We start from the raw sequence: 25,553 nt of genomic DNA, 5'->3' as shown, positions 1-25,553 counted from the left end.
AGGAGCCACCCGTGACCCGTCCCGACCGCCCCAGGAACCCCACTCGCCCCGGCCCCGTCGCCGCCGCGGCCAAGCGAGCCGGCGACGTCGTCGTGGCGGGCACCGTGCTGCTCGTCGCCTCCCCCGTCCTCGCCGGCGTCGCGCTCGCCGTCGCCCTCCGCCTGGGCCGTCCCGTGCTGTTCCGTCAGTCGCGCCCCGGCCGGGGCGGCGAACTGTTCACCCTCGTGAAGTTCCGGACGATGCACGACGTCGACCCCCGAGCCGGCCGCACGACGGACGCCGACCGCCTCACGCGCCTCGGCCGGGTGCTCCGGGCCTCGAGCCTCGACGAGCTCCCGAGCCTCGTCGGCGTGCTGCGCGGCGACCTCAGCCTCGTCGGCCCGCGGCCGCTGCTGCCCGCGTACCTCTCCCTCTACGACGCGAAGCAGGCGCGACGCCACGACGTCCGTCCCGGCCTGACGGGCCTGGCCCAGGTGGCCGGCCGCAACGCCCTCTCGTGGGAGGAGCGCCTCCGGCTCGACGTCGAGTACGTCGACCGCGCCTCCCTGCGCCTCGACCTGCGCATCCTGGTGCGCACGGTCGGCACCGTGCTGCGGCGCACCGGCGTGACCGACGCGGGCGACGTCAGCTGCGCGCCGTTCCGGGGCACGCGCCCTGCCCCGGCGACGGACGCCCCCGGAGCCGCCGCGTGACGCGCGAGGTGGTCGTCGTCGGCGCCGGCGGCATGGGCCGCGAGACCGTGGACGTGGCCCGTGCCGCCGGGGTCCGCGTCGTCGGCGTGGTCGACGACCGCGCCTCCGTCGTCGACCTGGGCCGGCTCGCCCGGCTCGACGTGCCGTTCCTCGGGTCGGTCGACTCCTGGCTCGCCCACGACGGGACGACGCCGTGGGTCGTCGGGATCGGGGCGCCGGAGGTGCGGCGACGGCTGACGGGACGCCTCGCCGCCGCGCCGGGCCGCGCAGCCGCCCTCGTCCACCCCGCCGCCACGGTCGGCTCCGACAGCCACGTCGGCCCGGGCTCGGTCGTCTGCGCGGGGGCGCTCGTGTCCACCGGGGTCCGGGCCGGCTCGCACGTGCACGTCGGCCCCGGCGCGACGATCGGGCACGACGCCGAGCTGGCCGACTTCGTGAGCGTCAACCCCGGCGCCCTCGTCTCCGGCTCCGTCCGGATCGGCCGGGGCGTGCTCGTGGGCGCCGGCGCCGTCGTGCTCCAGGGCCTGTCCGTCGGCGCCGACAGCGTCGTCGGCGCCTCGGCCTGCGTCGTCCGCGACGTGGCCGAGAGTGTCGTCGTCCGCGGGGTGCCCGCCCGATGAGCACCGTCGACAGGACGGCGTGGATCGTCAACCACCACGCCACGAACGCGGAGCGCGACGGCCGCAGCGGTCGTCACGAACAGCTCGCCCGGCGCCTCGGCGCCTCGGGCTGGCGCGCCGTCGTCGTCGCGGCCAGCACCGACCACCCCTCGGGCCGCCAGACGTTCGGGCCGGGCCGGCTCCGGGCGCGCTGGCGGGGGCCGGCACACGAGTTCGTCTGGCTGCGCGGTGTCGGCTACGACCGCCTCCGCGTGCTCCGCGCCCTCGACGTGCTCGTCTTCACGGCGCTGGTGCTCCTGCCCGGCGCGCTGCGCGGCCTGCCTGCACCCGACCTCGTCGTCGGCAGCTCGGTGCACCCCCTGGCCGCCTGGGCAGGAGCCCGCCTGGCCCGACGGCACGGCGTGCCCTTCGTCTACGAGCCTCGTGACCTCTGGCCCGAGACGCTGGTGCAGTTCGGCGTGCTCAGTCGTCGGCACCCGGTGACGCGCCTCCTCGAGTCCCTGCAGCGCCGCGCGGTCGCGCAGGCGGCCCTCGTCGTCTCGCCGCTCGAGGGCGCCGGCCGCTACCTCGCCGACCGAGGCCTGCACGCACCGTTCCTCTGGGTTCCGAACGGCGTCTCGGCCGACCGCGACGCGCCGGGGACGACCACGGAGCACGCCCGGCCCGGCACCGACACCGACACCGACACCGACACCTTCGAGATCGCCTACCTCGGCTCCATGGGCCCGGCCAACGCGCTCGGCGCGGTCGTCGAGGCGTTCGACCGCGCCTCCCGGTCGCCCGGCGGCGAGCGCCTCGTGCTGCGCCTCGTCGGCACCGGGTCGCAGCGCGCCGAGCTCATCGCCAGGGCAGCCCTGTGCCTGCACGCCGACCGCGTGGTCTTCGAGGGCCACGTGAGCCAGGGCAGGGCCCGCCAGCTGGGCCGCGCCGCCGACTGCCTCGTGGCGAACCTGCAGCCGCTCGACCTCTACCGGCACGGCACCTCGCTCAACAAGTTCTTCGAGTACCTGCTGCTGGGCAAGCCGGTCGTGCTGGGGGCGAGCGTCGACTCGGACCCGGTCACGGACGCGGGGGCCGGCGTCCGAGTGCCCGGCGACGACGTCGAGGCCCTCGCCGGGGCGATGCTCGCCCTCGCCGCCCTGACGCCGGACGAACGGACGGCGATGGGCGAGCGCGGGCGCCGCCACGTCCTCGAGCACTACGACTACGACGTGCTCGCCGCCCGGTTCGCGGCGGGGCTGGACGACGCCGCCGTGACGTCGGCGTCGGGCCGATCCGCACCGGGCCGTGCCGCACCGTCCGACGGGCGGCGACCGTGACGCGCGACGAGGCCCGCCGCGCGGCCGGCGCGCTGCTCGCCCGGGGCGGCTTGACCGTGCTCGTGACCGCCGCCTACGCGCTCTCTCTGCACTGGGTCTACCTGCACCTCGTGACCGAGCCGTTCGCGTACGCGGGCTTCACCTACCGGGCCGCGACGCTGCAGACGACGCTCGCGACGGCGGGCACGACGTGCCTGGTCGCCCTCACCCTGCCTCCTCGTCCGTCGCGCGTCTCGCACGTCGTCCTGCTCGTGCTCTTCGTCGTCGCCGTCGCGCCGGCCATGCTGATGGTCGCCTACACGGGCTACGTCCGGGGCGCGGACGCCGTCCTCGCCACGCTCGCCGTCGGTGCGGGGTTCGCCGTCGCGACCGTGGGCACGCCCCTGCTCGACGGCCGGGCGGCCCGGGTCGCCGACGCCGAGGACGAGCGCTCGCCCACCGGTCGCGCGGCGTCGCCCACGACGTCGCCCACGACCCGTCGACGCCTCCGCCCCGGCACGCTCGCCTGGGTCGTCTGCGGCGTGCACTCCGCCCTCACGTACGGCCTGATGGCGGCGACGACGGGGCTCTCCCTGCACCTCGTGGCCCTCGACGACGTCTACGACGTGCGGGCGGCCTACAAGGAGGAGGTGCTCGCGGGCTCGGGAGCGCTCGGCTACCTGCTCAGCGGCCAGGCGAACGTGGTCAACACGCTCGTGATCGCGCGGGGGCTGTCGCGGCGCAACGTGCCGCTGGTCGTCCTCGGCGTGCTCGGCCAGCTCGTCCTCTACTCGGGCACGGGCTTCAAGACCATCCTGTTCTCGTTCCCGGCCGTCCTCGCGGTCTCCCTCGCCACCGGGCTGCTCCGCCGGCGGAAAGCTGCCGTCCGTGCGGCCTGGCTCGCCGCGCCCGTCGCGCTCATGGCGGCGGCCGCGATGGCCGACGAGCTGCAGGGCGGACTGGTCTGGACCTCGCTCTTCACGCGCAGGTTCCTCATCACCCCCGGCGTGCTGACCAGCGTCTACGTCGACTTCTTCGGCGACAACCCGCCGGCCATGCTCGGCCAGTCGGTGCTGCGCTGGTGGGTCGACTACCCGTACGACCGATCGATCCCGCTTGAGGTGGGCCAGTACCTGCAGCCGGGCGGGGCCCTCGCCGCGAACGCCAACCTGTTCGCCGACGGGTTCGCGAACTTCGGCGTCCCCGGCGTCGTCGGGACGGGTGTCGCGCTGCTGCTCTTCCTCCGGGTCGTCGACCACGTGTCCCGCGGCCTGCCCCTCGCCGTCGGGGCGATGGTCATGGTGATGCCGAGCATCACCCTCTCGAACACCTCGCTGCCGACGGCCATGCTCTCCCACGGGCTCGTGATCGGGGCGCTCGTGCTGGCGCTGGCGCCCCGCACGGGCTGGGGGCCGCCCGGCTCCGCCGATGTGGCCGCCGAGGAAGCCGACGGGGCGGCCCCGGCTCCCCCTCCTGCCGTCGCCGCCGCGACCACGGGAACATCACGTATAGTGCATGCATGCCTCATGTACGGAAGCCCCGACCCGCTGGCCGCCCCGCACCCCTGGGGCGTCGCGCCCTCCTCGTGACGGGAGCCGTCGCCGCGGCCACGGCCCTCGGCTCGTCGGGCCGCGCCTCCTCCGCCGCTGCGGCCGGCCCGGCCGCGAGCGCGGGTCCGTGCACCTCCTCCCGGGACGACGTCGGCGCCCCGGACCTCCAGGCCGCGCTCGACGAGGTGCCGGCGGGCGGCGAGCTGGTGATCACGCGACCGTGGGTGCTCAGCGTGCCGCTCGAGGTCGCGTCGCCCGCCACGCTGCGCTTCACCGGCGAGGGGCAGCTGAGCACGGACGCCGACATCAGCGTGATCCGGATCACGGCGTCCGGGGTCGCCGTCGTCGACGCCGTCGTCCGCGGGCGGGGCGGCGGCAGCTCCGGCGCCGGCCGTGGCGTCGACGTGGTCGGCACCCCGGCGCGACCGCTCGACGACGTCCGCATCGTCGGCGGCCGCCTGAGCGGGCTGAGCCACGACGGCGTCCGAGCCGCGCACGTCTCCGGCCTCGTCGTCCAGTCCGTCGCCGTCGAGGACGTCGGCTACGCCGGCGTCCTGCTGCTCTCGTGCACGGACGGCGCGGTCCGTGGCTGCACCGTCTCCGGCGTGCGGCAGCCCTCCCCCTTCGTGAACAGCTACGGCATCATCGCGACGCGCGACGACACGCTGCCGCTCAGCACGACGCCGCGCTCGTCCCGACTCTGCATCGAGCGGAACACCGTGACCGACGTCCCGCTGTGGGAGGGCATCGACACGCACGCCGGCGAGGACGTCGTCGTGCGCGACAACACGGTGCGCGACTGCCGCGTCGGGATCGCCGTCGTCCCGTGCCGGGACGAGACGACTCGTGCCTACGCGCACGCCCCGCTCGACGTCGTCGTCTCGGGCAACGTGGTCGAGCGCACGTCGCTGCGCGCGTCGGGGGCCGGCATCGTCCTGAAGGGGGCGGGCACGACGGTCGGCGACCTCGGGGAGCGCGCCTCCGGCTTCGTCACGGGCAACACCGTGCGAGGGCACGGAGGCGGCGCGGGCGAGGCCGGCATCGTCCTGTACCTGACTCGTCACGTGGTCCTGAGCGACAACGCGCTCGAGGGCTGCGTGGACCGCGGGGTGCTGCTCTACCACTCGAACGACGCGGCGACGGTGACGCGCACCCGGGTCACCGACCTCGTGTCCACGACCGCAGGAGGCGCGGTGTCGGCCGTCGAGGTCCGCAGCGCGTCGAACACGGCCACGATCTCCGCCACCCGGGTCGAGCGCACCGGGGGCGAGGGAGACGCCGGACGGACCACCGGTCCGCTCAGGGGCGTGGCCGTGGCCAACGCGGGCAACTCCGTGGACCTGCTCGCCAACGACTGGTCACAGACCGACCTCGCGGTGTGGAACAAGGGCGCGACGGTGCACCGCTGGGCCGACGGGGCCTGAGGGGGCCGACGGCTCAGGCGAGCTGGCGCGTGCGCTCCCGTCGGCGTCCGGGCGCCGTGGCCGGGACAGGATCGGGCTCCACGCTGCCGCCCAGGAACGCAGCCACGCGCGCGGCGGCGGCCTCCAGCTGTCTCGCCGCCTTCTCGTGTGCTGCCCGGCGCCTCCCCATCGGGTCGAGCACGTCGTCGTCGCTCGGCCTGGCCGGTCGACGCGCGACCCCCCGCAGCGCGACGGCGTCGTCGAGGCGGGTTCGGAGCAGGGCCGCAGCGCCGCCGGGACGGGGCCGGTCGCGTCCCTCGGCGACGCCGGCGTCCGGCACGGCCGGCGCGAGGTCGGCGACCACGCGAGCGAACTCGTTCACCGTGAAGGTCGTGGGCGCCGCCCGCGGGACGAGCCGGACGACCTCTCGTCGGTGCGACCGGGTCGCCGTGAGGACGAGGTCGGCCCGGCCGACGTCCTCGGCCGTGAGCGGCACGCTGCGGTGGTCTGCGAGGTCGATGCCGCGCCGCCGCGCGGCCGCGAGGGTCGCCGCGGGCACCGCGACGGCCCCGCCGACCTGCGTGCCACGGCTCACGACGACGATCTCGCCGCCCCGGGCGGTGCGTTCCAGCAGGCCCGCGAAGAGCGGCGACCGGCAGAGGTTGCCGGTGCAGACGACGAGCACCTGCAGCGGTCGCGGCGCGCCCGTCGGGGCGAGGCCCACGGCGGTCACGCCCTGGACCCCGGCGAGCCGAGCAGGCCCCGGTAGAGCTCGACGAGCGTCGCCTCCTCGCTCTCCCAGCTGAAGAGGTCGAGGGCGGCCCGACGCCCGGCCGCGCCGTGCCGGTCGGCCAGGGCCGGTTCGGCGGCGTAGGCGGCGATCGCCCTGGCCACCGCGTGGGGGTCGTCCGGGTCGACGAAGGTGGCGCAGTCGAGGTGGCCGACGAGTCGGCGCCAGAGCGGGAAGTCGCTCAGCACGACGGGCAGCCCGGCTGCCATGTACTCGAAGAGCTTGGTCGGCAGCGAGGCGAGGTGCGCGGCGGTGGGCTGGAAGACCACGAGCCCGACCCGAGCCGACAGCACCAGGTCCCGTGCCGCCTCAGGGGCGATCCTGCCGAGGAACCGCACCGGCACGGAGTCGGCCCGCTCGAGCTGGTCGAGGTCGGCCGCCGACGTGCCGCTGACGCCCCCGGCGACGTCGAGCCGCCAGCCGACGGGGAACTCCGGCGACCGGACGAGGGCGGACAGCAGCGGACCGCCGCGGGCGTCGTTCAGGGCCCCGACGTACACGACGACGGGAGCCCGCTCGCTCGTCGGCGCGGCGATCTGCTCCTCGTCGCGGAGGCGGGGGTAGTTCCGCACGAGGACGGTCCGGTCGGAGGGGTAGGCCCGTGCGATCGTCTCGGTGGCGGCGACCACGCGGTCCGCGCCCGAGACCACGCGGACGACGGCCCGGGCGACGAGACGAGCAGCCGGCACGAGCCTCGGCGGCAGGTAGGCCTTCGAGATCACCTGGTCGGGCAGGTCTTCGTGCGCGTCGAAGACCACCCTGCGGCCGAGCGCCCTGAGCAGGGGGATCGACCAGGCCAGCTCGGGATCGTGGAGGTGACAGACCGGTGCGCCGGACCGCACCGCGAGCCCGACGGCCTGGGCGGAGCTGAGCAGCATCCGCGCCGCACGACCTCGGCGGCGGATGGTCACGACGTCGACTCCGGTCGGCTCCGCGCCGACGTCGCTCTCGACGGCGATGAGACGGACCCGCCAGCCCGTGGCGGCGGCCCCCGCGGCCTCGCGCAGGTGGACGCGGTTGTCCGTCCACGGGTGGGCGCTCGAGACGTGAACGATCTGGGGGCGGGTCGGGGTCATGGTCGGTCCGTTCTGGTGCAGCAGGCGAGCAGAGGAGTCGCGGGCGCGGGCACGCCGGGGTGCGGCACGCGCGGTCGTCGAGGAGGCGGTGGTCACGAGCGCCCCGACGGCGCGCGGCCGCCACGGAACGGCCTGAGCAGCGCCCGCGCCCCCCGCAGCGGCTCCACGCCCTCGGCGTAGTACGAGTAGTCGTCGCGACGAGTCCGCCGGGTCATGGTGAGCACGGCGGCACGCGGGGTCCCCGCGACCGCGAGGCGCTCGAGGGCCGTCGCGACGTGGTCACGACGGGTGCGGCCCGCGGCGACCACGAGGAGGGTGCTCGTGACCATCTCGCCGACGAGCGCGGCGTCGGTCACGGAGAGCAGGGGCGGGGTGTCGACGACGACGACGTCGAAGCGCTGCCCGAGGTCGTCGAGCAGGGCGCGCATCGCCCCGGACCCGAGCAGCTCGCTCGGGTTCGGCGGCACGTCGCCGGCCGGCAGCACCACGAGCCCGTCGCGGCCCCAGTGCTGCAGCACGTCGTCGAGCTCGACGCGCCCGATCAGGACGTCCGAGAGGCCCACGGCGCCCTCGAGCCCGAGGACGCGAGCGAGGTTCGGGCGACGCATGTCGGCGTCGACCACGACGGTGCGGAGGCCGGAGTCGGCGAGCGAGACGGCGAGGTTCGCCGCGGTCGTGGTCTTGCCCTCGCCGGGCGTCGCCGACGTGACGGCGAACGACCGCGCCCTCGAGCCCGCGCCGAGGAACCGGATGTTGGTGCGGAGCATGCGGAAGGCCTCCGCGTGGGCGTGCGCCGAGTCGTCACGGACGATCACCGGGCGGCGCCGGACCCCGGAGTCGAACGGGATCTCGCCGACGACGGCGAGGTCGTCGGCCGTGCCGTCGCCCGCCAGGTCGTGCCGGTCGCGCACCTTGGTGTCGAGGGCTCGCCGGGCGAGGGCGGCGGCGGCGCCCGCCGCGAGGCCGAGCAGGGCCCCGGCGGCGAGGTTCGCCGTCGTGCGGGGGCTCGACGGGGACGCCGCGGGCCGCGCGGGCTCGACGACCTCCATCGAGACGGAGGGCACGCCTGCCGAGAACTCGGGCTCGAGCACGGTCGTGACCACCGTGCGGAGGCTGGCCGCGACGGCGTCGGCGAGCTCGGCGGCGCGCACCGGATCGGGGTCGGTCACCGAGATGGCCATCAGCGTGCTCGCCGTGGGCGAGCTGGCCGAGACGGCGGCCGCCAGGTCGGCCCCGGTGGTCCCGTCGTCGAGCTCGGCGACGACGGGGTCGACCACGACGGGCTTGCCCGCCAGGGCGGTGTAGGTCTTGATCTTCTGCTGCGCGGCGTTCGAGCCCGACGCGATCTCCATCGCCGTGGTGTCGGCCTGGCCGCGGACGGCGACGAAGAGCGTGGTCGTGCTGACGTAGGTCGGCGTCACGCTCGCGGACAGCGCCAGGGCCCCGCCTCCGCCCACGAGCAGGCCGAGCAGCAGGAGCCACCAGCTCGCGGCCAGGGTCTGGACGATGTCGATGACTCGCACGGGTGCCTCTCGGGGTGCGTCGGGAAGTCGGATATGTTTGATATTTTACACGCGGGACGACGGCCGGACAAGGGCATGCGAGCCCGACCAGCCTCGAGGAGGCGCCGGCTCAGCGCCGGGACAGCGCCAGGCCCAGGACGGCGTCGGCGGCACGGTCCGCGGCGTGGCCGTCCCCGTAGGGCTCGTCGTCCGTCTCGTCGCAGCCGAGGGCCGCGAGGCGCGCGCCGATCGACCACGGGCGCTCGCCCACGAGCTCGTTCCAGTGCAGGTCGACCGTCTCGGGCCACTCGGTTTCGGAGCGCACGGTGACGCAGGGGCGACGCAGGAGGAACGCCTCCTTCTGGAGCCCGCCGGAGTCGGTGACGACGCCGTCGGCGCCGCCGAGCAGGCGGACGAGCTCCTGATACCCGACCGGCGGGGCGACGACGACGCCGGGCCGCTCGAGCGCGACGCCGGCGGCACGCGCGCGGTCTCGGAGGCGCGGGTGGGCGAGCAGGAGGACGGGCGCGCCCGGCGTCGCGGCGGTCGCCACCCCGTCGAGCACCTCGGCGAGCCGCACGGGGTCGTCGGTGTTGGCGGGGCGGTGCAGCGTGGCGAGGACGTAGCCGCCCTCGATGCCGTGACGGAGCAGGGTCTCGGGACGCGCCTCCTCGGCTGCGGCCACCTGGTCGCGCACCCGCAGCAGGACGTCGGTCATCACGTCGCCCACGAGCCGCGTCCGCCCCGCGAGCCCCTCGCGGGCCAGGTGGCTCACGGCCTCGGCCGTGGGCGCCAGGAGGAGGTCGGCCGCGTGGTCCGTCACGACGCGGTTGTGCTCCTCCGGCATGCTGCGGTCGAACGACCGGAGGCCCGCCTCGAGGTGCGCGACGGGGATGCCGAGCTTGACGGCCGCGAGCGTCGCGGCGAGCGTCGAGTTGGTGTCGCCGTACACCAGCACGGCGTCGGGGCGACGACGGGTCATGACCGCCTCGAGCTCCTCGAGCATCCGCCCCGTCTGCGCGCCGTGCGAGGCGGAGCCGATGTCGAGGTGGTCGTCCGGCCGCGGGATCTCGAGCTCGTCGAAGAAGACGGTCGACAGCGCCGGGTCGTAGTGCTGCCCGGTGTGCACGACGAGGTGCGTACAGCGGGCCGCGAGCGCCCGCGCCATCGGGGCGAGCTTCACGAACTGGGGACGCGCGCCGACGACGCTCATGATCTTCATGTTCCAGATATTAGATGCGTGTTCACAAAATGACCAGGACGAGACGACGAACGCCTCCCCCGGGCGACCTCGGGGAGGTCGACCAGGGGAGGCGCGCGTCGATGCAGGGACGAGGTCGCGAGCGCCTACGCCGGCAGGTCGTCCAGCGTCTCGGCGTCGGGCTCGGACACCTCGAAGCGCTCCACCGTGAGTGCCTCGCCGTCGGCCGCCACGTCCACGCGCACGGTGTCACCGTCGGCGATCGAGCCCCCGAGCAGCGCCATGGCGAGCTGGTCGTCGATCTGTCGCTGCATGAGCCGACGCAGCGGCCGGGCGCCGTAGATCGGGTCGTAGCCGCGCTCGGCGAGCCAGGCGCGCGCGTCGGGCGTGACGGCCAGCGACAGCCGCCGGTCGGTCAGGCGGCGGCCGAGCCGGTCGACGTAGAGCGAGACGATCTGGCCGAGGTCATCGGTCGACAGGGTCGAGAACACGACGATGTCGTCGAGCCGATTGACGAACTCGGGCTTGAAGGCCTGGCGCACCATGCCCTGCACCAGCTCCTCCTTCTCGGGGTCGCTGAGGCCGGGGTCGGTGATGACCTGCGAGCCGAGGTTGGACGTGAGCACGAGGATCGTGTTGCGGAAGTCGACCGTGCGGCCCTGGCCGTCGGTCAGGCGGCCGTCGTCGAGCACCTGCAGCAGGATGTCGAACACCTCGGGGTGGGCCTTCTCGACCTCGTCCATCAGCACGACGCTGTACGGGCGGCGACGCACCGCCTCCGTGAGCTGGCCGCCGGCCTCGTAGCCGACGTACCCGGGAGGCGCGCCCACCAGCCGGGACACGCTGTGCTTCTCGCCGTACTCGCTCATGTCGATGCGGACGAGGGCCTTCTCGTCGTCGAAGAGGAAGTCGGCGAGCGCCTTCGCGAGCTCGGTCTTGCCCACGCCGGTCGGGCCGAGGAACAGGAACGAGCCGGTCGGGCGGTCGGGGTCGCTGATGCCCGCGCGGGTGCGGCGGACGGCCTCGCTGACGGCCTGGACCGCGGCCCGCTGGCCTATGAGGCGCCTCCCGAGCTCGCTCTCGAGGTGCAGCAGCTTCTCGGTCTCGCCGCTGAGCAGCCGGCCGACGGGGATGCCCGTCCAGGCGGCGACGACCTCGGCGATGTCGGAGTCGGTCACGCTGTCGCTGACGAGGCGCTCGTCGCTCTGCTCGAACGACTCGGCGTCGGCGAGCCGCTTCTCGATGTCGGGGATGCGCTCGTAGCTGATGCGCGCCGCGTCCTCGTAACGGCCCTCGCGGAGGGCACGGTCGGCGTCGATGCGGGCCTCGTTGAGGTCGCTGCGGAGCGTGCCGACGCCCTGCAGCGCGGCCTTCTCGGCCTGCCAGCGGGCGTTGAGGTCGTCGAACGCGGCCTGCTGCTGGGCGATCGTCTCGCGCAGCGTGGCGAGCCGCGCGAGCGAGGCGTCGTCCTTCTCCTTCTTGAGAGCGAGCTCCTCGATCTGAAGGCGGACGAGGCCGCGGTAGAGCTGGTCGAGCTCGACCGGCGACGAGTCGATCTCCATCTTGAGGCGGGAGCCCGCCTCGTCGACCAGGTCGATGGCCTTGTCGGGCAGCTGGCGGCTCGGGATGTACCGGTTCGACAAGGAGGCGGCAGCCACCAGGGCGCCGTCGGTGATGGTGACGCCGTGGTGAGCCTCGTACCTCTCCTTGAGGCCCCGGAGGATCGCGACCGTGTCCTCCACGGTCGGCTCGCCCACGTAGACCTGCTGGAACCGGCGCTCGAGGGCGGCGTCCTTCTCGATGTACTGGCGGTACTCGTCGAGGGTGGTGGCGCCGATCAGCCGGAGCTCGCCGCGGGCGAGCATCGGCTTGAGCATGTTGGAGGCGGCGACCGAGCCCTCGCCGCCGCCCGCGCCCATGAGGGTGTGCAGCTCATCGATGAAGGTGATGACCTGGCCGTCGCTCTGGGTGATCTCCTTCAGGACGTCCTTCAGGCGTTCCTCGAACTCGCCGCGGTACTTCGCGCCCGCGACGAGGGCGGCCAGGTCGAGGCTGATCAGCCGCTTCTCCTTCAGGGAGTCGGCGACGTCGCCCTCGACGATGCGCTGCGCGAGCCCCTCGACGACGGCGGTCTTGCCGACGCCGGGCTCGCCGATCAGCACGGGGTTGTTCTTGGTGCGGCGGGTGAGCACCTGGCTGATGCGCCGGATCTCGGCGTCGCGCCCGATCACCGGGTCGAGCTTGCCGCTGCGGGCGATCGCCGTGAGGTCGACGCCGTACTTCTCGAGCGCGCTCTTCTGCTTCTCGGTGGAGGCGGGAGCGCCCTGCATGTTCGCCACGGGTGTGCCTTTCTCGAACTTGAGTTGATCTGGCTCAACTTTACGCCGCCCGCGTCGATGCGCAAGGCGCGGCACCCGTCAGGTTGTGGGCTCCACCTTCGTGTGTCTAATATTCCAAATACCCATTTCGGCATCGATCTCATTCGAAGGAACCACGCACACATGAAGAAGACCCTCACCCGGGCAGGAGCGATCGGCCTGGCCGCGGCCACGATCCTCACCGGCCTCAGCTTCGGCCCCGCGGCGGCCTCCGCTGCCCCCGCCGCCGCAACGGCCTCCCCGTCCGCCGCGACGACCTCGGTCACCTACGCGCCCTTCGTCGTCACGGTCCCCGGCGGCTTCGCGGCCCAGAACAGCGCTCGTGACATGAGCGTCCGTCAGTACCCGACGCTCGAGGCCGCGCGGGCGGCTTCCGTGCTGGTGTCGGTCCCGACGAACCAGTGGGGGCCCATGCGGATCAAGGACACCAATTCGTGCATCTCGCTGTCCGGTGCGACGAGCTTCGACTGGGTGAAGACGGTGTCGTGCGGCGCCGGTGACCGGCAGCAGTTCAAGTTCGACGGGAAGGGCGTCCTCCGCAACAAGTCCGTACCGGCGACGTGGAGCTTGGCGGGATACTCGACCTCGAACAAGATGTTCACCTTCAGCGCAGGTGCCCCCCTGCAGATGAACGACGACTTCAGCACGTTCCAGGCGCACGTGTCCGAGATCAGCATCTCCGACCGCACGGCCGTCCTCAGCGGATCGGCCCGTCCTGGTTCGCACATCTGGGTCGACGGCGTCGACGTCGCGACCGCGAACGCGGACGACGGCACGTGGTCGCACACGCTCCTCGGTCTCGCGCTCGGCACGCAGACCGCCGTGGTCGACCAGTACGAGGACGGCACGAAGACCGGCACCCGCGACGTCGAGGTCGACCTCGCCGTCTCGCCCGTGACGGCGGACGTGGCGTTCGGCAGCGACCCGGCCACGCCTGCCACGATCCGTGGCACGGCCCAGGCGGGCGCAGCGATCGACATCCTCGATGCGTCCGGCAAGTCCGTCAAGGCCGCCTCGGCCGACGCGATGACCGGTGAGTGGAGCACGACGCTCCCCTCACCGAACGTCGGCGGCATGCAGACCTACACCGTCCAGCAGGTCATCGGCGGCGAGCCGAACGGACCCGTCACCATCACGGCCGACTTCGGCGCCGCGGTCTCGATCGTGACCCCGGCTGACGGCAGCGAGCACGAAGGCGCCGTCCGCTTCCAGGGACGCGGCGTCGACGGCGGCCAGGTGGAGCTCCACGAGGACGGCGAGCCAGACGCCGTCGGCGCCGCGACGGTGACGGGCGGCGTCTGGACCATCTCCGACGTGGCCGTCTCGGACAAGCGTGCGACCTACACCGCGACCCAGACCGGCAAGGGCAACAACGTCACCACGTCGACGGTCACCCTGAACCCCGAGGCCGAAGGCGCGACGCCCGTCGTCGTGACGAACCCGGCAGACCCGGCCGCCGGCTACACGCCGAACACCGCCTTCACCTTCGAGGGCACCGGCACCACCGGCAAGACGACCACCGTCGAGAACAAGTGGGGCACCCGTCTCGCCACCACCCCCGTGACCGACGGCACCTGGTCGTGGACCCGCGCCGACATGGGCACCACCACCTGGCAGCTGCGCTTCGTCCAGGACAAGGGCCAGCCCGCCGAGTCCGTCGCCGAGGTCATGAACTTCAAGCCCAACGCCGCCCCGGCACCCCTCGTCGTCGTCACCAACCCCGCGAAGGCGACCGACGGCTACACCCCGAACACCTCGTTCACCTTCCGCGGCACCGCCACGGCCGGCAAGACCATCACGGTCGAGAACAAGTGGGGCACCCGCATCGCCACCACCCCTGCCAGCGACGGCACCTGGTCGTGGACCCGCGCCGACATGGGCACCACCACCTGGCAGCTGCACTTCGTGCAGGACAAGGGCCTCCCGGCCGAGTTCACCGCGAAGGTCCTCGACTTCAAGCCCAACGCCGTCGTTCCCGCACCCCTGGTCGTCGTCACCAACCCGGCGGACCCGGCCGACGGCTACACCCCGAACGCGGCGTTCACCTTCGAGGGGACCGCCACCGCAGGCAAGACGATCACCGTCGAGAACATCTTCGGCACCCGCATCGCCACGGTCCCCGTGGACGAGGACGAGAGCTGGAACTGGACCCGAGCCAACATGGGCACCAGCACCATCTGGCAGCTCCGCTTCGTCCAGGACAAGGACCAGCCCGGCGAGGCCGTCGCCGAGGTCCTGAACTTCGGCCCCACCCGCTGATCCACCTCCCCGGGCCCACGCACCGCGCTGAGCCCGATACGGTCCGGGCCGCCTCCGGGCGGCCCGCACCTCCCCCACGCCTCCTTCCCGAACGCCGCCCGAAAGGCACCCCGTGAACACCAAGACCCTGCTCACCGCCCTGGCCGTCACCGGAGCGCTCACCGCAGTCCTCGCCGGCTGCACCAGCGGCTCCGACGACTCGACGCCCACGCCGAGCCCGACCGCCAGCGCCGCCGCCGACGCGGGCCAGCCCGACGACGTCTGCACCGACGGCATCGCGTTCGTCACCTTCACCGAAGGAGGCGAGCTCACCAAGGCCCTGCCCGACGGTTGCGACACCATCGTCGTCACCGGTGACGGCGGCACCCTCACCGCAGGCCCCACGAACGTCGTCTTCGTCACCGGCAGCGACAACAGCATCGACGTCGAGACCCTCGCCCAGGCCGACCTCGACGGCGACCGCAACGCCGTCACCCACGGCGGCACCGCCGAGCCCGTCCTCAACACCGACGGCACCGGCAACACGGTCACCGCTCGCTGACCGCCTGACACGACCGCACCACACACGACCGCAGGGGCGGGCCGTCGGATCTCGACGGCCCGCCCCTCCGGCGTTCCCGGCACAGGTCCGCTGGGCATACTGACGGGATGATCTCCGTCGACCTCGCCCGCCGCCTCCGTGACGCCGGCCTGCGGTGGCGTCCGGCGTCGGGCGACCGCTTCGTGATCGACCGGGGCGAGCTCGCCGACGACGTGTTCACCCTCAGCGACATGACCATCGAGGCCCACCACTTCCCCTCCGGCACCGAGCTGGGGTTCAACGGCACCACCGAGTGGGCCCTCGACTCCGTCAGCGCCGACGACGCGCTGTGGCTGCCCCGCGAGGACCAGCTGCGGACGCTGCTCGGGCCCGCGTTCGTCTCGCTGTCGGCGGACGGCGCCTCCCTCACGGTGACGACGACGACGGACTCGTTCACGTCGACCGAGGCCGAGGACGCCTACGGCCGCGCCCTGCTCGCCTACATCGAGGCGGCGCTCACCCTCGAGTGACGGCCGGACGCCGGCTGGCGACGACCGGCGTCAGTGACGGGTCGCCGCGACCACCGTGAACTTCGGCGAGCGGGACACCTGACGAGTCGGCCCCACGAGCCGCTCGAGGGCGGCCCGGTGCCCGAGGTGCGAGTTGAACACGACCCACAGCTCACCGCCCGGTCGCAGCAGACGCGCGGCCGCCGTGAACATCGACCAGGCGAGGTCGTCGACGACGGCCGCCCCCGCGTGGAACGGCGGGTTGAGCAGCACGAGGTCCGCGCTCGCCTCGGTCAGCGCGTCGCCGGAATCGGCCCGTAGGACCGAGACCCGGTCGGCCACCCCGTTCGCCTCCGCCGTCGCGGCCGCCGACGCCACAGCTACGGCGGACTGGTCCGTCGCCACGACACGGACCGACGGCCGCTCGCGAGCGATCGCCGCGGCGAGGACACCCGTCCCGCAGCCGAGGTCGACCACGTCGACGGCGGTCGGCACGGCCTGGTCGAGCACGGCGAGCAGCTGCCGCGTGCCGATGTCGACCCGGCTGCCGGCGAAGGCCGCACCGTGGGCGACCACGGTCAGGCCGGTCGCCCCGTCGACGGCACGACGCGGCCACGACGGGTCCACCGCCTCCTGCAGGGGGCCCGTCGCGACGAGGAGGCGGGACTTGCGTCTCGCGAGCGAGGGCACGACGGTGCCGAAGTGCGTCCGGAGCACGTCGTTCATGGTCAGCGTCATGTGCTTGACCCGGCCGCCGGCGACCACGACGACGTCCGGGTGGGCGTGACGTGCGACCGTGCCGGCGATCTCGTCGAGGGCGTCGAGCGAGCGGGGCAGCTGGAGCAGCACCACCCGGGCGCCCTCGAGCAGCGACGAGTCGAGGGCGTGGTGGGCCCAGGAGCGTGCGACGCCGAGCCGCTCGGCGTTGGCGTCGAGGGCGCGCTCGCCCGTGAGGGCGTCCTGGTGCACGCGGACGCCGCGGGCGCCGAGCTCAACCACGGCGCCGAGGGTCAGGGCGCCGTGGTGGTCGCCGATGACGGCGACGCGCTCGGGGTGGGCGGCCACCGCCTCCCGCGCCTCGTCGAGCACGAAGATGTCGGTCGCGTCGACCGCGACGAGGTCGGGGGCCTCGACGTCGGGCCATCGGCGCAGCGCGCCGAAGTCGAGGGCTCCGCGGTCGGGAGCAGGCGCAGGGTCTGAGTCGGGCACGTCGTCGAGGATACGGGCCGGCACTCGTCGCGGCCGACGGTCAGGACCGGGTCAGCGCCCGGGCCAGCGCTCCGGTCAGCGCTCCGGGCGCCAGACGACCACGGCCGTCTGTCGCCGGGGGCGCATGCCCTGCCGCAGCGGCACGACGCCGCTCTCGCCGGCCGCGAAGACCCGCGCGCCGGGCCGGTTGACCAGCTCGTCGGCCAGGGCACGCTCGAGCTCGCGCACTCGCGACTGCAGCGACGTGACCTGGTTCTCGAGCTCGAGGATCCGCTTGATGCCCTCGAGCGAGACGCCCTCGCCGCCCAGCCGGCCGATCTCCCGGAGCTGGACGACGTCGCGCATCGAGTAACGACGCGACTTGCCCGCCGTCCGCTGCGGGACGACGAGGCCGAGCCGGTCGTACTGCCGCAGCGTCTGGGCGTGCATGCCCGCGAGCTCGGCGGCGGTCGCGATGGCGAAGAGCGGCGAGTTCTCGTCCATGGTCGTCACGCCTGCGCGCGGGCCCTGACGATGAGGTCGTCGCGGGGGTTCTCGGCCGGGAGGGCCGCGGCCAGGGCCTCGACCGCCTCCTTCGCCTTGTCGCTGAGGTGCGACGGCACGGCCACCTGGACGGTGGCGAGCAGGTCGCCGGTGCCCGACTTGGTGACGACGCCGCGGCCCTTGACGCGCAGCACCCGACCGGAGGGGGTGCCGGGTGCGACGCGCAGCCGCACGGGGTCGCCGCCGAGCGTCGGGACCTCGATGGTCGCGCCGAGCGCCGCCTCGGCGAACGTCACGGGCACGTCGAGGCGCAGGTTCTGGCCGTCGAGCTCGAACACCGGGTGCTTGCGCACGGCGATGGTGAGGACCATGTCGCCGCCTTCGCCGCCGTCGGGGCTGGGCTCGCCCTTGCCGCGCAGCCGGATCTTCTGGCCGTCGTGGACGCCCGCAGGGATGCGGACCTTCATCGGCCGACCGTTGGCGCCCTGCAGCGAGATCGTCTCGCCGACGACGGCCGTCTGGAAGTCGAGCGTCGTCGTGGCCGTCATGTCTCGGCCCTTCTGCGGACCGCCGTAGCCGCGGTAGCCGCCGCTCGTCTGGCCGAAGCCGCCGCCGCCGAACATGCCGCCGAAGATGTCGTCGAAGCCGCCGCCGCCCTGCTGGCGGTACTGCGGGCGAGCGCCGCCCTGCTGGCCGCCGCCGAACATGCCGCCGAAGACGTCCTCGAAGCCGCCCCCGCCGCCGCCGGGGCCTCCGCTGCCCGCGGTGAAGCGCGCGCCCGAGCCCATGGCCCGGATCTGGTCGTACTCACGGCGCTGCTCGGGGTCGGAGAGGACCGAGTTCGCCTCGCTCACCTCCTTGAACTTCGCCTCCGAGGCCGCGTCGCCGGGGTTGGAGTCGGGGTGGTACTTGCGGGCGAGCTTGCGGTAGACCTTCTTGAGCTCTGCCGCCGTGACGTCCTTGGAGACACCGAGAACGGCGTAGAAGTCCTTGTCGAACCAGTCCTGGCTGGCCATCCGGCACCTCCTCTCTTGTCTCTGTGCCGTCGCTCGGGAGCGACCGCCGGGGAATGGGGGAGGCGGCGGGCCCCTTCTCGAGGAGCCCACCGCCCGTCGCGACTCGCGTCGCGGATGCCGCTACTGCGGCGTGTGCACCGCGACCTTCGCGGCCCGGATGACCCGGTCGCCGATCTTGTAGCCCGGCTCGATCACGTCGGCCACGGTGTTCACCGTGACGTCGGCGCTCGGCAGCTGGACCAGGGCGTCGTGCATGGTGGGGTCGAAGACCTCGCCCTTCTCGCCGACCTGCACGAGCCCGAACTTGTCGAGCCCGCCGCGGATCTTCTGCGCCACGATCACCATCGGGCCCTCGGCCAGGTCTCCGTGCTTCTCGGCACGGGCCAGGTCGTCGAGCGCGGGGAGGAGCGAGCGCACGACCTCGGCGACCACGGCCTCGCGGTTCGCCTCGCGGTCGCGCTCGACGCGCCTCCGGAAGTTGACCAGCTCGGCCTGCGCCCGGAGCATGTCCTGGCGCATGTCCGCGACGAGGTCGCGGCTGGCGGCGTCGAGGATGGCCTCGTCGTCGGCGCTGAGCGGCTCGGCGCCCTCGGCCTCGCCCTCGGCCGCCATCTCGGCTGCCGCCTCGGCCGCGCCCGCCGGCGCCTCGGCGCCCGCGGGCACCTCGACGTCGGGGGCCTCGGCCTCGATCAGCTCGTCGGGGTCGGTGACCGCGGCGGTGCCGCCGTCCTCGGAGGGGGCGGCCGGCTCGGGACGCACCTCGCCCGTCTCGGGGTCGATGCGGCGCTTGTCGTTCACCACCGGCTCGTCAGGCGTGTTGCCGTTCTCGTCTGCCATGGGGAGACCGTCCTACTTCTTGTCGTTGTCGTCGTCGTCCACGACCTCGGCGTCGACGATGTCCTCGTCGTCGCCCTGGGCCTGGCCGTCGGCGGGGGCACCGTCGGCGCCGGCCGCACCCGCGGCGCCGGCCTGCTCGCCCTGGCTCTGCGAGTAGATCGCCTGCCCGAGCTTCGACTGGCTCTCGTTGAGCTTGTCGAAGGCGGGCTTGATCGCGGAGTCGTCGTCGCCGGCGAGCGCGGTCTTGAGCGCGTCGACGTCGGCCTGGACCTCGGACTTGACGTCGTCGGGCAGCTTGTCGTCGTTCTCCTTGATCAGCTTCTCGATCGAGTAGACGAGCTGCTCGGCGTTGTTGCGGGTCTCGTTGGCCTCGCGACGCGCCTTGTCCTCTGCAGCGTTCTCCTCGGCCTCGCGGACCATGCGCTCGATGTCGTCCTTCGAGAGCGACGAGCCGCCCGAGATGACCATCGACTGCTCCTTGCCGGTGCCCTTGTCCTTCGCGGACACGTGCACGATGCCGTTGGCGTCGATGTCGAAGGTGACCTCGACCTGCGGCACGCCACGGGGGGCCGGTGCGATGCCGGTCAGCTCGAAGGTGCCGAGGTTCTTGTTGTCGCGGGTGAACTCGCGCTCGCCCTGGAAGACCTGGATGGCGACGGACGGCTGGTTGTCGTCGGCCGTCGTGAAGGTCTCGCTGCGCTTGGTCGGGATGGCCGTGTTGCGCTCGATGAGCTTGGTCATCGCGCCGCCCTTGGTCTCGATGCCGAGGCTCAGGGGGGTGACGTCGATCAGCAGGACGTCCTTGCGCTCGCCCTTCAGCACGCCGGCCTGCAGCGCGGCGCCGACGGCGACGACCTCGTCCGGGTTGACGCCCTTGTTGGGCTCCTGGCCGCCGGTCAGCGACTTGACGACCTCGGTGACGGCGGGCATGCGGGTGGAGCCGCCGACGAGCACGACGTGCGCGATGTCGGAGACCTTGACGCCCGCCTCCTTGATGACGTCGTTGAAGGGCTTCTTGGTGCGGTCGAGCAGGTCGCTGGTCCACTGCTCGAACTGCGAGCGCGAGATGGTCTCGTCGAGGTTGAGCGGGCCGTCGGCGGTGAGCGTCAGGTAGGGCAGCTGGATGGAGGTGGAGGTGCTCGACGAGAGCTCCTTCTTGGCCTGCTCGGCCGCCTCCTTCAGGCGCTGCTTCGCGATCTTGTCGGTCGACAGGTCGACGCCGTGGGCGTCCTTGAACTTCTTGATGAGGTGCTCGACGATGCGGTTGTCCCAGTCGTCGCCGCCGAGGCGGTTGTCGCCCGAGGTGCTGCGGACCTGGATCGTCGAGAAGTCGTCGTCCTTGCCCACCTCGAGGAGGGACACGTCGAACGTGCCGCCGCCGAGGTCGAAGACGAGGATGAGCTCGTCCTCCTTGCCCTTGTCGAGGCCGTAGGCGAGGGCCGCCGCGGTGGGCTCGTTGATGATGCGGAGCACGTTGAGGCCCGCGATCTCGCCGGCCTCCTTCGTGGCCTGGCGCTCGGAGTCGTTGAAGTACGCGGGCACGGTGACGACGGCGTCGGTCACGTCCTCGCCGAGGTACTGCTCGGCGTCGCGCTTCAGCTTGCCGAGGATGCGCGCCGAGATCTCCTGAGGGGTGTACTTCTTGTCGTCGATCTCGACCTTCCAGTCGGTGCCGACGTGGCGCTTGACGCTCGCGATGGTGCGGTCGACGTTGGTGACGGCCTGGCGCTTGGCGGTCTCGCCGACCAGCACCTCGCCGTCCTTCGTGAAGGCGACGACCGAGGGTGTCGTGCGGAGGCCCTCGGCGTTCGCGATGACGGTGGGCTCGCCGCCCTCGAGGACGCTGACGACCGAGTTGGTGGTTCCGAGGTCGATTCCTACTGCACGTGCCATGGGTGGCGCTCCTTCGTTCTGGTGCGGTGCTGTCTGGGGGTGCCCGGCTGACCGGGCGAGGGCCCGGCGGACCGGGAAGACTGCCGCGGACCTTGAGTCCGCTGGCATCAACTTTACTCGCGGCGTCGGACGAGTCAAGTTCTGAACCTGAAAGTTGAGCCAGAACGACTCAAGGAGGTGCGGTGAGGGTCGGCGGGACCGGCGCCCGACCCGCGCCGTGCCCCCAGAGGGAGGCGCCGCCTCCTCCACGACACCGGCGCCGACTAGGTTGACCCCCATGACCGCAGCGCAGACGCTCGCCGACGCCACCCCGATCCCCCGCCGCCGGGTCGTCTCGTGGGCGCTGTGGGACTGGGGCTCCGCCGCGTTCAACGCCGTCGTCACCTCGTTCGTGTTCAGCACCTACCTCGCGAGCGGCGCCTTCGTCGACCCGGAGATCGTCGCGGCGGCGGGCGACGACACCCGCAACCCCGCGCTCGTGCTCGCCAAGGCCGAGAACGCGACCGTCATCTCGACGGCGCTGACGATCGCCGGCGTGCTCATCGCCCTGCTCGCGCCCGTGCTCGGCCAGCGCAGCGACGGCTCCGGGCGCCGCAAGCTCTGGCTCGCGATCAACACGGGCCTCGTCGTGCTGGCGATGCTCGCCATGGTGTTCGTGGCACCTGCCCCCGGCTACCTCGTCTTCGGCGCCGCGCTGCTCGCCGTCGGCAACCTCTTCTTCGAGTTCGCCAGCGTCAGCTACAACGCGATGCTCGTGCAGGTCTCGACGCCGAAGACGATCGGCAAGGTCTCCGGCTTCGGCTGGGGGCTCGGCTACGTCGGCGGCATCGTGCTGCTGCTGCTGCTGCTCGTCGCGTTCCTGCAGAGCTTCGGCGAGGAGGGGCGGGGCGGCCTGTTCGGCGTCGCCACCGGCACCGAGGGCGGCGCGTGGGACGTCCGCCTGTCGATCGTCGTCGCGGCCGTGTGGTTCGCCGTCTTCGCGGTGCCGGTGCTGCTCAGCGTCCCCGAGCTGCCCGCCGCGCCGGGACGGCCCCGGGTCGGGATCGTGGGGTCGTACCGCCTCCTCGGCTCGACCATCGCGAGGCTCTGGCGCGCCAACCGCCAGGTGCTGCTGTTCCTGCTGGCGAGCGCGGTGTTCCGCGACGGGCTCGCGGCCGTGTTCACGTTCGGCGCGATCATCGCGGCCCAGGTGTTCGGCTTCACGCCGAGCATGGTGATCTACTTCGCCGTCGGCGCGAACCTCGTCGCCGGCATCGGCACCTTCGTCGGCGGTTGGCTCGACGACAAGGTCGGCGCCAAGACGATCATCGTCGGGGCGCTGGCCGGGCTCGTCGTCGCCGCGTTCGCGGTGCTCGCGATCGGCACGGCCACGAACCTGTTCTGGGTGTTCGGGCTCGCCCTCGCCCTGTTCGTCGGGCCGATCCAGTCGGCGAGCCGGTCGTTCCTGGCGCGCGTGACGCCTCCCGGCCGCGAGGGCGAGATCTTCGGCCTCTACGCGACGACCGGGCGCGCGGTGAGCTTCCTGGCGCCGGGGCTCTTCACGCTGTTCGTCGGGCTGACGGGCGACACCCGGTTCGGGATCATCGGCATCGCGCTGGTGCTGCTGGCCGGCCTCGTGCTGATGCTGCCGGTCAAGACGGTGCAGCGCGCCATCGACTGACCCCGGGGGGCCGCGTCGTCCAGGATCGTCGGCGCCCCGGGACTCGCTCCTCCTCCTCACGATGGTGGCCCGGCAGGCGCTCGCCCCCTAGCGTGAACGGGTGACCTCCTTCGACGACGCCTACGAGCTCCGCATCTTCCCCGCCGCGATCGACGACGACGCGACCGCCGCCTGGTTCGCCGCCTGCCGGCTGGGGTTCCACGAGAGCATCGACACCCCGGAGGGCGCGGCCGGCGACGCCCGACGCACGGTCGCCGACGCCCGCGTGCTGACGGGCGCGTACCCCCGCGAGCCGCGGCCCGGCACCCTCGACGACGAGCAGTGGCCCGTCGCCACCTTCGAGTCGTTCGAGCGCACCCTGCACGTCGGCGGCGGCACGCTGCTGCCCGCGCACCTCATCTCGGGCGTGACGGTGCAGCCCACCCACCGCCGTCGAGGCATCCTGCGGCGCATGATGACCGACGACCTCGCCCGCGCCGCCGAGGCGGGCCTCGCCGTCGCGGCGCTCACCGCGAGCGAGGCGAGCATCTACCGCCGGTTCGGCTTCGGCACGGCGACCCGCGAGCGCACCGTGACGATCGACCGTCGCCGTCCGGTCCGCCTGCTCGCGCCGACCACGGGCACCGTCGAGCTCGTCCCGACCGCCCGCCTCGAGCCCGTCGCGCGCGAGGTGTTCGCGCGGTTCCACGCCCGCACGCCCGGCTCGATCGACCGGCCCGTCGGCAGCTGGGACCGACGGCTCGGGCTCGCGACGGGCGAGGACCAGAAGCCCGACCGCAGCCTGCGGGGGGCCGTGCACCGCGCCTCCTCGGGTCGGGTCGACGGGTACGTCGTCTACCGCGTCACCGAGAAGCCGACCGAGACCGTGCTCGAGGTCACCGACCTCGTGACGGCGACCGACGAGGCGTACCTCGCGCTGTGGGAGCTGCTGCTCGCGATCGACCTCGTGACGTCGATCACGTGGGCGGCCGCGCCGCTCGACGACCCGCTCGTCCACGCGCTGGACGACGCACGGGCCCTCACCACGACGCACGAGCAGGACCACGTCTGGCTGCGCCTTCTCGACGTGCCCGCCGCCTTCTCGGCGCGACCGTGGGCCGCCGACGGCGTCGTCACCGTCGCCGTCTCGGACGACCTCGGCCACGCCGCGGGCACGTGGCGGCTGACGAGCGCAGGAGGCGCGGGCACGGTCGAGCGCGCCGCCGTCCGTCGCGCGGACCTCGAGGTCGACGTCGCGACCCTCGGCAGCCTGTGGCTCGGCGGCGTCGACCCGGTGACGCTCGCCGCCGCGGGGCTCGTGCGGGAGCGACGGGCCGGCGCCGTGCAGACGCTGCGCGCGATGCTCAGGCCCGAGCGGCCGCTGTACGGCGTCACGTCGTTCTGACCGGCGTCGGCGCCTGACCGCCGCGGCGGCGCGGCCGTCGCTGCGGCCCGACCGTCGCTGCGGTGCGCCCGCCCTACGACGCGGCGGGCAGGCCGTTCGCCCGCGCCACCTCGCCGTACCAGCGGGCGCTGGGCTTCGGCGTGCGCTCGAACGTGTCCCTGTCCCAGCCGATGAGCCCGAAGGTGGGGCGGAAGCCGCTGGCCCACTCGTAGTTGTCGAGGGCGCTCCAGTGCTGGTAGCCGAGCACCTCGATGCCCTCCTCGATCGTGGCGTGGACGCCCTCGAGCGCGCCCTGCGTGTAGGCGATGCGACGGCTGTCGTCGGCGGTCGCGATGCCGTTCTCGGTGACCATGACGGGCACGTGGCCGCTGAGCTCCCAGGCGCTGCGGATGCCCTCGGCGGCCGCGGCGGGCCAGAACTCCCAGCCGGTCAGGGTCGTCTCGAGCCCCTCGGCGACCGGTCGCGGGCCCTCGGGGCCGACGAAGGTCTGCGTGTAGGCCTGCACGCCGACGAAGTCGTCGCCCGCCGCCATCTCGCTGTACCAGTCGTCGCGCACGTAGCCGTACTCGCGGGTCTTCTCGGCGGCGCCCGGCTCGTCGACGGCCTTGAACGCCTGGGTGGCGACCGTCCAGCCCGACTTCAGGCCGTCGACCTGTGACAGCACCTCGCGGCTGCGCCGGTGCGACGCGAGCAGCGCGTCGGCGACCTGCAGGTCGGGGTTCGGCAGGCCGTACGCGACGAGGTTCGACGCGTCCTCTCCCCCGGCCAGCATCGCGGCGATGTTCGGCTCGTTGATGGTGCAGACGTACCGGACGCCCTCGCTGACGACGGGCAGCGCGAGCTCGGTGTACCGCGCGAAGAGGTCGGCGGCGTCGGGCGCGCGCCAGAAGCCGTCGCGCTCGAACCAGCGCGGCACGGTGAAGTGCATCAGCGTCACGATCGGCTCGACGCCGAACTCGTGGCAGGTCTCGACCATGCGGCGGTAGTGCGCGATCTCCGCCTTCGAGACGACGCCGCGCTCGGGCTCGATGCGCGCCCACTCGATGCTGAAGCGGTAGCTGTTGAGGCCGAGCTCGGCGAGGATCCGGATGTCGTCGCGGAACCGGTGGTAGCTGTCGGCGGCGTCGCCGCTCGGCTCGACGATCGTCGTGCCGGGGGCGTGCTCGTGCACCCACCAGTTCGAGTTGACGTTGTTGCCCTCGATCTGGTGCGCGGCGGTCGCGGCGCCCCAGAGGAAGCCGTCGGGGAAGGTCAGCATCAGGTGTCCGTTCTG

The 25,553-nt window shown here is 73.3% G+C and carries 21 protein-coding genes; 10 read left to right on the top strand and 11 right to left on the bottom strand.

Going from position 1 to position 25,553, the window contains the following annotated elements; translation table 11 throughout:
• Nucleotides 1-11 precede the first annotated feature (11 nt).
• Genes ITJ48_RS15705 through ITJ48_RS15685 form a run of 5 tightly spaced genes read left to right on the top strand, consistent with a single transcriptional unit; the run spans nucleotide 12 to nucleotide 5,584 of the window.
• On the top strand, nucleotides 12-692 hold the full coding sequence (locus ITJ48_RS15705; RefSeq protein ID WP_370544958.1) for a sugar transferase: 681 nt from the start codon (nucleotides 12-14) through the stop codon (nucleotides 690-692).
• A complete protein-coding gene (locus ITJ48_RS15700; RefSeq protein WP_194614359.1) occupies nucleotides 689-1,312 on the top strand; it encodes a NeuD/PglB/VioB family sugar acetyltransferase in 624 nt (207 codons plus the stop codon). The genes ITJ48_RS15705 and ITJ48_RS15700 overlap by 4 nt, the downstream gene beginning before the upstream one ends.
• Nucleotides 1,309-2,631 (top strand): glycosyltransferase family 4 protein, encoded by a 1,323-nt coding sequence (locus ITJ48_RS15695; RefSeq protein ID WP_194614358.1) that lies wholly within the window; start codon nucleotides 1,309-1,311, stop codon nucleotides 2,629-2,631. Before ITJ48_RS15700 ends, ITJ48_RS15695 begins: the two co-directional genes overlap by 4 nt.
• On the top strand, nucleotides 2,628-4,199 hold the full coding sequence (locus tag ITJ48_RS15690) for a hypothetical protein (protein ID WP_194614357.1): 1,572 nt from the start codon (nucleotides 2,628-2,630) through the stop codon (nucleotides 4,197-4,199). Before ITJ48_RS15695 ends, ITJ48_RS15690 begins: the two co-directional genes overlap by 4 nt.
• Nucleotides 4,196-5,584 (top strand): right-handed parallel beta-helix repeat-containing protein, encoded by a 1,389-nt coding sequence (locus ITJ48_RS15685; RefSeq protein WP_194614356.1) that lies wholly within the window; start codon nucleotides 4,196-4,198, stop codon nucleotides 5,582-5,584. Before ITJ48_RS15690 ends, ITJ48_RS15685 begins: the two co-directional genes overlap by 4 nt.
• Nucleotides 5,585-5,597: 13 nt before the next feature.
• Here ITJ48_RS15685 and ITJ48_RS15680 read toward each other — a convergent pair whose 3' ends face one another.
• From ITJ48_RS15680 to ITJ48_RS15660, 5 genes are all read right to left on the bottom strand, one after another.
• Complete coding sequence (locus ITJ48_RS15680; RefSeq protein ID WP_194614355.1) at nucleotides 5,598-6,296, bottom strand: hypothetical protein; 699 nt, start codon at nucleotides 6,294-6,296, stop codon at nucleotides 5,598-5,600.
• The gene (locus tag ITJ48_RS15675) at nucleotides 6,293-7,525 is read right to left on the bottom strand and encodes a glycosyltransferase (RefSeq protein ID WP_194614354.1); all 1,233 of its coding nucleotides are present in this window, start codon (nucleotides 7,523-7,525) and stop codon (nucleotides 6,293-6,295) included. Before ITJ48_RS15675 ends, ITJ48_RS15680 begins: the two co-directional genes overlap by 4 nt.
• Nucleotides 7,522-8,952, bottom strand: coding sequence for a polysaccharide biosynthesis tyrosine autokinase (locus ITJ48_RS16815; RefSeq protein ID WP_194614353.1), 1,431 nt, complete (start codon nucleotides 8,950-8,952; stop codon nucleotides 7,522-7,524). Before ITJ48_RS16815 ends, ITJ48_RS15675 begins: the two co-directional genes overlap by 4 nt.
• A gap of 109 nt (nucleotides 8,953-9,061) precedes the next feature.
• The gene (gene wecB / locus ITJ48_RS15665) at nucleotides 9,062-10,153 is read right to left on the bottom strand and encodes a non-hydrolyzing UDP-N-acetylglucosamine 2-epimerase (RefSeq protein WP_194614352.1); all 1,092 of its coding nucleotides are present in this window, start codon (nucleotides 10,151-10,153) and stop codon (nucleotides 9,062-9,064) included.
• A 125-nt stretch (nucleotides 10,154-10,278) separates the two neighbouring features.
• Nucleotides 10,279-12,471 (bottom strand): ATP-dependent Clp protease ATP-binding subunit, encoded by a 2,193-nt coding sequence (locus ITJ48_RS15660; RefSeq protein WP_370544957.1) that lies wholly within the window; start codon nucleotides 12,469-12,471, stop codon nucleotides 10,279-10,281.
• A 162-nt stretch (nucleotides 12,472-12,633) separates the two neighbouring features.
• Between ITJ48_RS15660 and ITJ48_RS15655 the strand changes: the two genes are divergently transcribed.
• The 3 genes from ITJ48_RS15655 to ITJ48_RS15645 all read left to right on the top strand — a co-directional run bounded on the left by ITJ48_RS15655 (nucleotide 12,634) and on the right by ITJ48_RS15645 (nucleotide 15,819).
• The gene (locus ITJ48_RS15655) at nucleotides 12,634-14,769 is read left to right on the top strand and encodes a hypothetical protein (RefSeq protein WP_194614351.1); all 2,136 of its coding nucleotides are present in this window, start codon (nucleotides 12,634-12,636) and stop codon (nucleotides 14,767-14,769) included.
• A gap of 112 nt (nucleotides 14,770-14,881) precedes the next feature.
• Complete coding sequence (locus tag ITJ48_RS16810; protein WP_194614350.1) at nucleotides 14,882-15,310, top strand: DUF3060 domain-containing protein; 429 nt, start codon at nucleotides 14,882-14,884, stop codon at nucleotides 15,308-15,310.
• A gap of 107 nt (nucleotides 15,311-15,417) precedes the next feature.
• Nucleotides 15,418-15,819 (top strand): pilus assembly protein CpaE, encoded by a 402-nt coding sequence (locus tag ITJ48_RS15645; protein WP_194614349.1) that lies wholly within the window; start codon nucleotides 15,418-15,420, stop codon nucleotides 15,817-15,819.
• Between the two features lie 30 nt (nucleotides 15,820-15,849).
• On the opposite strand, the gene ITJ48_RS15640 is transcribed toward ITJ48_RS15645, so the two are convergent.
• From ITJ48_RS15640 to dnaK, 5 genes are all read right to left on the bottom strand, one after another.
• Entirely contained in the window at nucleotides 15,850-17,007 is a 1,158-nt protein-coding gene (locus ITJ48_RS15640; RefSeq protein WP_194614348.1) for a methyltransferase, read from the bottom strand.
• A gap of 75 nt (nucleotides 17,008-17,082) precedes the next feature.
• A complete protein-coding gene (locus ITJ48_RS15635; protein WP_123548604.1) occupies nucleotides 17,083-17,490 on the bottom strand; it encodes a heat shock protein transcriptional repressor HspR in 408 nt (135 codons plus the stop codon).
• Between the two features lie 5 nt (nucleotides 17,491-17,495).
• Entirely contained in the window at nucleotides 17,496-18,506 is a 1,011-nt protein-coding gene (locus ITJ48_RS15630; RefSeq protein WP_192043055.1) for a DnaJ C-terminal domain-containing protein, read from the bottom strand.
• Nucleotides 18,507-18,626: 120 nt separating this feature from the next.
• Nucleotides 18,627-19,343: a nucleotide exchange factor GrpE gene (locus tag ITJ48_RS15625; protein WP_194614347.1), complete on the bottom strand. Its 717-nt coding sequence runs from the start codon at nucleotides 19,341-19,343 to the stop codon at nucleotides 18,627-18,629.
• Between the two features lie 12 nt (nucleotides 19,344-19,355).
• Nucleotides 19,356-21,236, bottom strand: coding sequence for a molecular chaperone DnaK (gene dnaK, locus ITJ48_RS15620; protein ID WP_192043057.1), 1,881 nt, complete (start codon nucleotides 21,234-21,236; stop codon nucleotides 19,356-19,358).
• 277 nt (nucleotides 21,237-21,513) lie between these two features.
• Here dnaK and ITJ48_RS15615 point away from each other — a divergent pair, with 277 nt between their 5' ends.
• Nucleotides 21,514-22,896 (top strand): MFS transporter, encoded by a 1,383-nt coding sequence (locus ITJ48_RS15615; protein ID WP_194614346.1) that lies wholly within the window; start codon nucleotides 21,514-21,516, stop codon nucleotides 22,894-22,896.
• A gap of 100 nt (nucleotides 22,897-22,996) precedes the next feature.
• The gene (locus tag ITJ48_RS15610; RefSeq protein WP_194614345.1) at nucleotides 22,997-24,280 is read left to right on the top strand and encodes a GNAT family N-acetyltransferase; all 1,284 of its coding nucleotides are present in this window, start codon (nucleotides 22,997-22,999) and stop codon (nucleotides 24,278-24,280) included.
• A gap of 73 nt (nucleotides 24,281-24,353) precedes the next feature.
• On the opposite strand, the gene ITJ48_RS15605 is transcribed toward ITJ48_RS15610, so the two are convergent.
• Nucleotides 24,354-25,538, bottom strand: a complete 1,185-nt coding sequence (locus ITJ48_RS15605; RefSeq protein ID WP_194614344.1) for a glycoside hydrolase family 1 protein — start codon at nucleotides 25,536-25,538, stop codon at nucleotides 24,354-24,356.
• Nucleotides 25,539-25,553: the final 15 nt, after the last annotated feature.

It is taken from the genome of Frigoribacterium sp. VKM Ac-2530 (assembly GCF_015350835.1).
Lineage (GTDB): Bacteria > Actinomycetota > Actinomycetes > Actinomycetales > Microbacteriaceae > Frigoribacterium.
This window is presented reverse-complemented; position numbering and strand designations above follow the sequence as displayed.

Bases quoted from the DNA above. Each gene is read 5' to 3' on its own strand.
- ITJ48_RS15695 (WP_194614358.1), top strand. From the start codon at position 1,309: ATGAGCACCGTCGACAGGACGGCGTGGATCGTCAACCACCACGCCACG.
- wecB (WP_194614352.1), bottom strand. From the start codon at position 10,153: ATGAAGATCATGAGCGTCGTCGGCGCGCGTCCCCAGTTCGTGAAGCTC.
- ITJ48_RS15655 (WP_194614351.1), top strand. From the start codon at position 12,634: ATGAAGAAGACCCTCACCCGGGCAGGAGCGATCGGCCTGGCCGCGGCC.
- ITJ48_RS15645 (WP_194614349.1), top strand. From the start codon at position 15,418: ATGATCTCCGTCGACCTCGCCCGCCGCCTCCGTGACGCCGGCCTGCGG.
- ITJ48_RS15635 (WP_123548604.1), bottom strand. From the start codon at position 17,490: ATGGACGAGAACTCGCCGCTCTTCGCCATCGCGACCGCCGCCGAGCTC.
- ITJ48_RS15630 (WP_192043055.1), bottom strand. From the start codon at position 18,506: ATGGCCAGCCAGGACTGGTTCGACAAGGACTTCTACGCCGTTCTCGGT.
- ITJ48_RS15625 (WP_194614347.1), bottom strand. From the start codon at position 19,343: ATGGCAGACGAGAACGGCAACACGCCTGACGAGCCGGTGGTGAACGAC.
- dnaK (WP_192043057.1), bottom strand. From the start codon at position 21,236: ATGGCACGTGCAGTAGGAATCGACCTCGGAACCACCAACTCGGTCGTC.
- ITJ48_RS15615 (WP_194614346.1), top strand. From the start codon at position 21,514: ATGACCGCAGCGCAGACGCTCGCCGACGCCACCCCGATCCCCCGCCGC.
- ITJ48_RS15605 (WP_194614344.1), bottom strand. From the start codon at position 25,538: ATGCTGACCTTCCCCGACGGCTTCCTCTGGGGCGCCGCGACCGCCGCG.